At 57.7% G+C, this 9,368-nt stretch carries 8 protein-coding genes and 2 pseudogenes; 6 read left to right on the top strand and 4 right to left on the bottom strand.

The genetic code is table 11. From position 1 onward, the window contains the following. Positions 1–145: pseudogene (locus tag NW814_RS10905) on the bottom strand (RNA-guided endonuclease TnpB family protein); the annotation flags it as partial. Positions 146–546: 401 nt separating this feature from the next. Between NW814_RS10905 and NW814_RS10910 the strand changes: the two are divergent. Beyond that, entirely contained in the window at positions 547–1,170 is a 624-nt protein-coding gene (locus NW814_RS10910) for a TMEM165/GDT1 family protein (RefSeq protein ID WP_414406314.1), read from the top strand. Positions 1,171–1,174: 4 nt separating this feature from the next. On the opposite strand, the gene NW814_RS10915 is transcribed toward NW814_RS10910, so the two are convergent. The 3 genes from NW814_RS10915 to mgtE all read right to left on the bottom strand — a co-directional run bounded on the left by NW814_RS10915 (position 1,175) and on the right by mgtE (position 3,733). Next, entirely contained in the window at positions 1,175–1,876 is a 702-nt protein-coding gene (locus tag NW814_RS10915; RefSeq protein ID WP_414374796.1) for an MgtC/SapB family protein, read from the bottom strand. A gap of 27 nt (positions 1,877–1,903) precedes the next feature. Next, positions 1,904–2,101: a hypothetical protein gene (locus NW814_RS10920; protein WP_414406315.1), complete on the bottom strand. Its 198-nt coding sequence runs from the start codon at positions 2,099–2,101 to the stop codon at positions 1,904–1,906. Between the two features lie 192 nt (positions 2,102–2,293). Continuing rightward, entirely contained in the window at positions 2,294–3,733 is a 1,440-nt protein-coding gene (gene mgtE / locus NW814_RS10925; protein ID WP_414406316.1) for a magnesium transporter, read from the bottom strand. A gap of 863 nt (positions 3,734–4,596) precedes the next feature. Here mgtE and wecB point away from each other — a divergent pair. The 5 genes and pseudogenes from wecB to NW814_RS10950 all read left to right on the top strand — a co-directional run bounded on the left by wecB (position 4,597) and on the right by NW814_RS10950 (position 9,268). Next, a complete protein-coding gene (gene wecB / locus NW814_RS10930; RefSeq protein WP_414406317.1) occupies positions 4,597–5,733 on the top strand; it encodes a non-hydrolyzing UDP-N-acetylglucosamine 2-epimerase in 1,137 nt (378 codons plus the stop codon). A 162-nt stretch (positions 5,734–5,895) separates the two neighbouring features. Then, the gene (locus NW814_RS10935) at positions 5,896–6,030 is read left to right on the top strand and encodes a hypothetical protein (RefSeq protein WP_414406318.1); all 135 of its coding nucleotides are present in this window, start codon (positions 5,896–5,898) and stop codon (positions 6,028–6,030) included. A gap of 158 nt (positions 6,031–6,188) precedes the next feature. Continuing rightward, entirely contained in the window at positions 6,189–6,470 is a 282-nt protein-coding gene (locus NW814_RS10940) for a hypothetical protein (RefSeq protein ID WP_414406319.1), read from the top strand. 577 nt (positions 6,471–7,047) lie between these two features. Next, positions 7,048–8,161 (top strand): annotated as a pseudogene (gene ftsZ, locus NW814_RS10945) (cell division protein FtsZ). A gap of 69 nt (positions 8,162–8,230) precedes the next feature. Then, positions 8,231–9,268: a D-alanine--D-alanine ligase family protein gene (locus tag NW814_RS10950; protein ID WP_414406320.1), complete on the top strand. Its 1,038-nt coding sequence runs from the start codon at positions 8,231–8,233 to the stop codon at positions 9,266–9,268. The last annotated feature ends 100 nt before the right edge of the window (positions 9,269–9,368 follow it).

The following is a 9,368-nucleotide window of genomic DNA, read 5'->3' on the forward strand; positions in this document are numbered from 1 at the left end:
GTTTGACTGCGTTGACTACTTTTTCTGGTGTGTTTTGGTTGACCCAGTTCAACGCCTGCACAAAGGCATCCATTGTCTCATCCAACTTTGCGGCTTGCGACTGGGACACCTTGAGCTTGCAAGCTACGGTCAGGACTTGGGTCATGGTTCTATCGTAACTTCCGCATTCCTCCCGACACTGACCCTACGGGTACAGTGCGGGGCTCCTGCGATTTCTAGCTGATATCGGCCAAGGCACAGCAAGTCTTGGGGGATCCCGTTGGAGAGCTTTTCTTGAATGCTTGAATGAATGACTCCCACTGGGAGCTCAGCATGCTACCATTCAGACGGAAAGGGAGTAGTCAGGCGGCTTACCGCCCTCTGCATCGACATACTGGCTAAAAACAGCCCGGTGCAAGAGACAAAGCAAGCCCGGCAGGCTGCTTTGGTGACGAGACTTTCACTGAGTTCACGCAGAGGTGAGCTTGGTGAGTTCGTCTGACTTTCCCAGCCTTCGCCTCTAGGTGTGAACCGATTCCACACACAAGAGAGGTTGGAGGCTAAACGATGTGGGTTGGTTTTGCGTCAAGTTTGCTGTTGGTTACGGTAGCGGAGTTTGGGGATAAAACCTTTTTTACCCCCCTGATTCTGGCTATGCGACACCCGCGCCGCTGGGTTTTCTTGGGGACGTGGCTGGCTTTGGCCGTGATGACCTTGCTGGCGGTGGTGGCCGGGAAGGTGCTTTTCAAGCTGCTGCCGCCGCTGGGCGTGCGAGTGTTGTCGGCTGGGGTTTTTGCGGCTTTTGGGCTGAGAATGCTCTGGCAAGCTTACAAGATGACTCCCCAGCAGGAAAAAGAAGAAGAGGAAGAAGCCCTCAGGCTGGTGGAGCAGGCAGAAGAAAAAGGGGCGGGCCGCGGCGGTGCTTGGGCTGTGGTGTGGGAAGCCTTTAGCTTGACGGCCTTGGCCGAGTTCGGGGATAAAACCCAGATTGCCACCATCTCCTTGGCGGCTACCCACCCGGGATTGAGCGTCTGGGCAGGGGCTACCCTCGGCCATGGACTGATGGTGGGGCTGGCGGTGGTGGGAGGTCGTTTTTTAGCAGCTCACATCTCTGAACGCGCCGTGCATTGGGTGGGGGGCGGCTTATTTCTGGTGTTTGCGTTGCTGACCGGTTGGGAGTTGGCAGGATGAGGGATCAGCCAAATTCCTGTTCGATGATCCGCCATCGGGCAGTGATCACACCTGGCTCTAGGCTGAGGCGGCTGACGACAAGTTCTAGGGCCTGGTCATCGCGGGTCTGGGTGACTAGCTCTGCTTCGACTTTGACCAGATCGGGCTTGTCCTCCAGGTCTTCGCTGTAGAGGGCGCGCAGTTTGAGATGGGTGGGAGCTATACCCTGCAGGAGCAAGGCGCGGATGTGGGCCTCTGCTTGGCTTTTGCAGACAAATGAACACTCATAGACCAGTTCCAGTTCTGTGCCTTTCAAAGGCTGCTGGTTGATGCGGTAGCCCAGCGGACGCAGCACAACGTTGGAGATCAACACAGCTGCGGCCCCAATGGCAGCTTGGGGAATGTACCCCGATCCGGCAAAGGCTCCCACCGCGGCTGCACACCAGATGGTGGCGGCGGTGTTCAGGCCACGGACGCTGGCTCCTTCCTTAAGAATCACGCCCCCGGCCAAAAAGCCAATCCCCGATACCACTTGGGCCGCAATACGGGTCGGGCTGCTTTCATCAGGGGTGAGAACCGAGAGCATGACAAACAAAGCTGCACCCGTGGCCACCAGGGTATTGGTGCGCAAGCCGGCCATGCGCTGCCGCCACTGTCGCTCCAGGCCAATGAGGGATCCCAGGACAAAGGCAACGGCCAAACGCAAGGTGAAGTCAATCCAGGTCATGCTCCGGTTCTCGTGAAAGGGTAAAGTTTAGCCATCCTCATCTGGGATCCCCAGGGCTTTGGCCTCCTGTTCCAGAGCCTGCCAGAGGGTTTCCAGTTGAGCAAAGGCCACTTCTGGGGCCAGCTTACCACCCGTTTCTAAAGCGCAGGTTATGCTGACTCGATGGGCGTAGCGCTGCAGCAGCAACCGGAACTGAGCTGTGGTGGAAGGAGCTTTCAAAGTCATGGCACACCTCCTAAATGTTTGCTGTAACCCTTCGTTGGTCAAAGGACACCTCGTAAAAGTGCTCTGCGCCGCCGTCGCGATGGCCTTGTGGCGAGACTCTGAAAGGCTGATTTCTCAAGAAGGGCTGGATTATTCGTTCCTGGAACGCGCTTTGCCGGTGAGGTGCCCCCTGGATCCAGCGCCGGCGCAGCCCTAGAGCTCCACTTCAATCCCGACTAGCCAAGCCACCAGGGTGAAATACACCCAGAGGCCGGTGAAGTCTTTAATGGTGGTGATAAAAGGATCCGCTCCCGGAGCGTGGTCAAAGCCCAGCTTTAACATCGCCCAAGGCAAAATGGCGCCCAAGATAGCCCCCAAAGTGAGGACAATGGCCAGAGCCAAGCCCACCGCCAGACCCAATTGTGGGATCCCATTGGGTGCCCCCTGCCAGAAGTAGGCAATCACCCCAGCCGTGGCCCCCAGGATCACACCGATAATGCCACCAATGCTGGCTTCCCGCAGCAAATAGGGGAGAAACTGCCGCACGTTGATGTGGCCCCAAGCCAAGCCACGGGCAAAGATGGTCGTAGATTGGGTACCGACATTACCGCCCATATCCATGACCAAGGGGATGAAAACAGCCGCTGCCGTTACTGCTTGCAACACTTCCTCAAAGGTTTGGATCACTCCCCCCACCAACATGCCGCCAATCAAGGTGATGACTAAAAACGTGATGCGCAGGCGGACGGCATACCAACGGGAGCCTCTAACCAGGCGCTCGCTCCAAACCTTGTCTCGGCTGAGCAAGTTGCCCACCCCTGCTTGGGCCAGAGCGGCGTCGGTGGCTTCTTCTTCCACCAAGTTGATGACATCTTCAAAGGTGATATCTCCCACCAAGCGTCCTTCACTGTCGACCACCGGAATAGCCGGCAAGCCCGAATCCTTGAGCAAACGAGCTGCCTGGAGATCCCGGTCGGTAACCCGAGCAAAAGTATCCGATCCCTCAATCAGCTCCCGAATGGGCAAATCCGGATCTGCTTTCACGAGGCGCACGGTGCGAACCAAACCTTTGTAGAACCGCTGATCGTCCACCACAAAAATCACATCCAGCTCATCGTCTCCCAGTTGAGAGTCCCGCACGCTGGCCAGAGCAGCCCCGACGGTGATGGTATCCCGTACCGACAAGTAGCGCAGGTTCATCAGCCGACCGGCACTGCGCTCTGGATAACCCAGCAAGATATTCACTGCTTCCCGAGCTTCTGGGCTGAGGTTGGCAATGAGGCGCTTGGTTACTTTGGCCGGCAACTCCTCAAACAGACGTACCCGCTCATCAGGTGGCAGAGCTTCTATGAGCTGGATCACTTCTGGGCTTTCCATGCTGCGAATGAGATCGGCCTGCTCTTCGGGCCGCAGATACTCAAACACTGCAATGGCTCTGTCTTTTTCCAGCAAGCGAAAAGCCAGTACCCGCTGCCGAGGTGAAATCTCCATCAACTGCTGCACCAGCTCGGCAATGGGAGCGCGGTTGGCCTCTCGCTTGGCGGCTTCCAAGGAAGCAGGGGTTAGGAGATCGCGAAGAATGTTGTGCCGCATGATAAACCTCCGAACGTTGGGGTCAGCCGGGATGAAGAGAACCAGGAGGTCAACAGCCAACCGGTGCTCCAAGGCTCACAGGGAAGCCCTGAAACCCTTGGATGGCCGCGCAGCAAGCCGTAGGTCTAGCGCCAGGCCTCCAAGCCCAGCTTGGATCGCAAGCGCCCAAGCCGATAAAAGGGACTCCAAGGGATCCCCAGGCCTGCGGAAACCCCAAAACCCACAACGGGAAAGTCAAGGGGAATCCCCTCGGAATTACTCCTGATCTCCCCTTTTCTGAACAGGGCTGTACAAACCCATTGCTCAGGTAAGGCTCTGCTCAGCTCATCTGTTCGTCGCCGACTGAGAGAGCCACCCAAGTCAAAAGCTAGCCGGGAAAACTCTCCCACCCCTTCGCGTTGGCGAAACGGGATCCTCTCAAGCGACGACAGAAGCTGTCAGCGGGGAAAAGGAAGACACCAGTAAGAGCCCAGTCTTCAAGAACGTGCTCCTCGAAGACCATCCACTGGTGGCTGGCGCTACAACTACCGGAAGCGTCCATGCTGTTGAACGTTTTCCTCCAAAAAGGTTAAGCGAAACAACCCGGACAGCCAGAAGAGGATCTCTTCAGCTCCCTTTAGGCTAGTTGAAGGGGTGGGATCCCGTCAACCCTTTTTCTCCAGCTCATCCGGTGAAAAATTGGTGGGGCAGCTGGAGGGGTAAGATCGGGGTGAGCAGCAATAGCCCCCTTGTGGTTCCTCTCGTCTCGACATTGCCCTCAGCCTGACTCAGCAGAGTCTACATCTCGGTGGCTTGCGACCTTGAGCAACCCACACCCTTCGCCGCCTCTGTTTTGTTAGTGGTTTTTGTTAGTGGTTTGTTGGTGGCCTTGCTTCAATGAGCTGCGCTTCCCATCTCCTATAGGTGCCGATGTCCTTGAGCTTATGGCCTCCCTTCCCCTCGTTGCCGTGATCTTGGGCACACGGCCCGAAGCCATTAAGCTGGCCCCGGTGATCCAAGCCCTGCGTGCCAGTCCCCATCTGCGCACCGAGCCGATCTTGACCGGACAACACCGGGAAATGGTGGATCAGGTGATGCGGCTATTCGGTCTGCAAGCGGATCGGGATCTGGCGATCATGCGCCCCCGCCAAAGCTTGACGGACATTACTGAAGCCACCTTGCGGGGCCTAGAACTCTACTTTCAAGAGCAACATCCTCAACTGGTTTTGGTGCAGGGAGATACCACCACCGCCTTCGCTGCCGCCTTGGCAGCTTTTTACCACCGCATCCCGGTTGGGCATGTGGAAGCCGGACTGCGCACCGATGATCTCTACAATTCTTTCCCCGAAGAGGTCAATCGCCGCCTGATCTCCCAGTTGGCCAGCCTGCACTTTGCCCCTACCCCCCAAGCCGTTGACAACCTAAAGCGAAGCCACGTGGTGGGATCCATCCATTGCACCGGCAACACTGTCATCGACGCCCTACTGCAGGTGGCCTCCCAAGGGATCCCCTGCCCCATTCCCGGGCTGGACTGGCAGCGCTACCGTGTCCTGTTGGTTACCGTGCACCGGCGGGAAAATTGGGGGGATCCCCTAACCGCCATCGGCAAGGCTCTGCTGCAGATCTTGGCCGAGTTTCCCGATACCGCCCTTCTTTTGCCCCTCCATCCCAACCCCTTGGTGCGGGATCCCCTGCAAGCCCTGTTGGGATCCCATGAGCGGGCTTTTCTCACTGAGCCTCTGGACTATCCCCTCTGGGTGAGCGCCATGCAGCGCTGTACCCTCATCCTCAGCGACTCCGGCGGCATTCAAGAAGAGGCCCCTGCCCTGGGCAAACCGGTGCTGGTGCTGCGGCAGACCACCGAACGTCCTGAAGCGATTGCTGCCGGCACCGCCCGCCTGGTAGGCACACACCCCGAAAAGATCCTGAAGGCAGCCCGAGAATTGCTCACAGACCCACAAGCCTATGCCCGCATGGCCCAAGCCCAAAACCCCTTTGGCGATGGCACTGCCGCCCGGCAAATTCGCCACATCATCGAGCGGTGGTTTAACCCGCAAAGCCCTCGAGAAGAACAAAGTTAAGAATAAATAGGAATCAAAGATGTATAGACCGTTACCGGGAAAACCGTTTCTTTACTATTGCTCTCAGTAAGACAATTAATCTCAATAAGACAATTAATTAAGATAGAAAGCCTGACTCCAATCCAATTGACCCCAGCCCAATCAAGAGCGAGGATGCAAACCATGAGCACGACTGCAACTGCCACCACCGTTGTCCAGGTGCCGATTGTGGATGCCACCCCAGAAAATGTGCAACCCTTCGGCCAACTTATAGGGGACGATGTGGCCAATCCTGGGCTGGGGATCCCCTTTTATTAGGGGCGTGTCCTGGAAGGACAAAACATCGACTTTCAATACACCGGTAGAGCCGTTATCCGTACGGCTAAGATCCTGCCCGGATATCCACCTGTGCTCTGGCTGGAGCGCCACATGCGTATGACCCAGTTGTTTGTCGGCCTGGGGCAAGGCCGTTCATCATGGTGATGGCTCCTCCCAACCATCCCAAAGAAGCTCCCGATCTCGACAAAGTACAAGCCCTGCGATTCCCTGCCGGGCATGGGCTGCTGCTGCACCTCGGCACGTGGCACGATTTCCCCATTGCCTGCGAGCGCCCCGTTGTGGTGCTAACCGCCAACTCCGAAGAAGTGGTGGAAGCCCTGGCCAGCATGGAAGATGCCCACGAAATGAATCAGGGAGATGTATTCAAAATTTCCCTCCCCCAACGGCTAAAAGCGGAGATTCACCTAGAGCTGGTCTGAATGCAAGTCCGGATCCCTGAATCTCTACAGGATGCCAAAGCCTCAGTTCTACAAAGTGGCGCTCTATCAGCCTTTGGCTGGATAGGGGACTCTTGGCCTTAACTGGGCCTTAACTAGGGCCAGACTCTTGTACCGAAACCTCCCTTTGGACCCTTCTTCCCCTGCAAGGGTCTAAGTATTCGAGAACACCTATTCTTACACACAAAAGCTTCGAGACAAGTTCAGAGAGAAATGCCTCTAGGCAAGAAAGGCTACCTGAGATTCTGCCGACAGGCGTCTTTAGGAGGGCCGTATTCAGCGGGAAGATTCACAAACGTCGGCAGCGTTGGCATCTGGAGGGAGTTGCTCTATATTAAATCAGCTAGCATATTCGATATTTGCCAGAATTTAAGTTATTGTGAGAGCTGACATGCCATCCAATTGGTCAGACATCCATCCTCCCAATCCTGGGCAAGGGTTGGGTTCAGCCCAGTCTGCGCCTTCCCATTGGAATGAGCGCCACAGGGGAGAAGGCTCTCATGCCGAGTATGAGAGGAACGGATCTCAGACCAGAGCGGCGGATCGTCCAGAGGAGATCATGCCGAGCAATGCCGCAAAGATTAAGGTTGTAGGCGTGGGGGGTGGGGGTGGCAACGCGGTCAGTCGGATGGCGGCCAGCAACCTTGTGGGCGTTGAGTTTTGGAGCGTCAATACCGATGCGCAGGCCCTTGCCTAGTCCTCGACGGTGAACCGCTTGCAAATTGGGCAGAAGCTGACTCGAGGCTTGGGTGCAGGCGGTAACCCGGCCATTGGCCAGAAAGCTGCAGAAGAATCCAGCGAAGAAATAGCAGCAGCCATCAAAGGGGCAGATCTGGTCTTCATTGCCGCCGGCATGGGGGGAGGCACGGGCACGGGTGGAGCACCCGTCATCGCCCAAATTGCCAAAGCCAGTGGTGCCCTGACGGTGGGAGTGGTGACACGGCCCTTTTCCTTTGAGGGCAAGCGCCGCAGCAAGCAGGCCGAGGAAGGGATCCAAGCGCTGCGGGAGGCAGTTGATACCCTGATTGTAATTCCCAATGACAAGTTGCTTTCGGTGATCTCCGAGCAAACCCCTGTCCAAGAGGCTTTTCGCGTTGCGGATGATGTGCTGCGGCAGGGGGTGCAGGGCATCTCGGATATCATTCTCATTCCCGGCATGATCAATGTGGATTTTGCCGATGTGCGCAGCGTGATGGCCGATGCCGGCTCTGCCTTGATGGGAATTGGCATGGGATCCGGCAAGTCCCGCGCCCGCGAAGCCGCCATTACCGCTGTATCTTCGCCGCTTTTGGAAACCTCCATCGAAGGGGCTAAAGGTGTCCTCTTCAACATTACCGGTGGGCCGGATTTGTCCTTGCATGAGGTCACGGTGGCTGCCGAGATCATCGCCGAGGCAGTGGATCCCGAGGCCAACATCATCTTCGGCACCGTCCAAGACGAGCGCATGCAGGGGGAAGTGCGCATCACGGTCATCGACCGGTTTCCAAGAGAAAGCCCGTCCAGCCACCATCCCTGCTGCAACCAAAGTTTCTGCCTCCAACAAGTCGGGGGTTCCTAAGCCCACTCCCACGGGCTCTGGGCTGCCGCCTCGACAGCCCCCGGAGCCTGAGCCGCCGATGTCGGGTGGCTTGGATATTCCCGAGTTCTTGGGCCGCCGGCGGCCCCCTTCGTAGGATAGGGTGAAGGTATGCTGGTATCTTGGTGCCGGTTGTTGAGGGTGGGGAGTGCTTCGGGGTTAAGCCGTGAACATTGTTGTCTTGGCGGGGGGGCGTTCGGCAGAACGTCAAGTCTCTTGGGTAACGGGTAAAGCTTGCAAACGGGCTTTGGAGGACCTGGGCCATCGGGTCAAGGTAATCGACCCAGATGGGGATCTGCCTCTGCGCCTTTGGCAGGAACGGCAAGCCGGCTGCGACTTCGTTTGGATTGCCTTGCATGGCCCTGGTGGCGAGGATGGGGTGGTACAGGGAATGCTGGACTGGCTGGGCCTGCCCTACCAGGGATCCGGGCCGCTGGCCAGTGCTCTGGCCATGGATAAGCTGGTCTCCAAGCAGATCTTTCGCGCCGCGGGGATCTCTACCCCCGATTGGCAGGTTTGGGACGACCAAAGCCCCCTCACTTGGGCTGACTGTGCGGCAGAGTTGGGATCCCCACTGGTGGTTAAGCCCAGCAACAACGGCTTGACGGTGGGCATCAGCATTGTCCGGGATGAGAGGTCATTTGCTCAGGGGCTGGAGTTGGCCCGCTCAGTCTCGTCGCGGATTTTTCTGGAGCGCTATGTTCCCGGAAAGGAGATCACCCTCTCGATCTTGTCCGGCCAAGTTCTTCCGGCCATTGAGATCATCCCCGCCCAAGGCGACTTCTACGACTACGAAGCCAAGTACGCACCCGGTGGCTCGCGGCATTTGATCCCCTGTTCCCTCAGCCCGGCAGGGTTGGCCCGCTGTGAGGCGGCAGGTCTGAAGGCCTACCAGGCGTTGGGGTGCGAAGGCTTGGCGCGGGTGGATCCCGAGGAAAATCCTTGGGTGTTGGAGGTGAATACACTGCCCGGCATGACCCCCACTTCCCCTCTGTCCCGATGCGGCGGCAGCTCTGGGGTGGACGTTCACCGAGTTGGTGGAGCGAATGCTGCAGGATGCCTTGCAAAAAGCCCAATTGACCGGATCCCGGCATCCTCAAAGTTCATCGGCGACTCTCGGCAACGCTCCGTAAACTACCCGACCCTGACTGCTTCGCAGTACAGGGCGGGCTTAAGGCCTCCGGCCCGCTGGCGCGAACGGTAGCCCTGCAGTTGGCAAGCCAACCACGTTCGCGAAGCGAGCCGTAGGCTTAACCTCTAGGCTGGTTTACGACAGCCCCCAAGAGCGCAATCACATTCGCACC

Source organism: Synechococcus sp. R65.1, from assembly GCF_047461755.1.
Classification (GTDB): domain Bacteria; phylum Cyanobacteriota; class Cyanobacteriia; order Thermostichales; family Thermostichaceae; genus Thermostichus.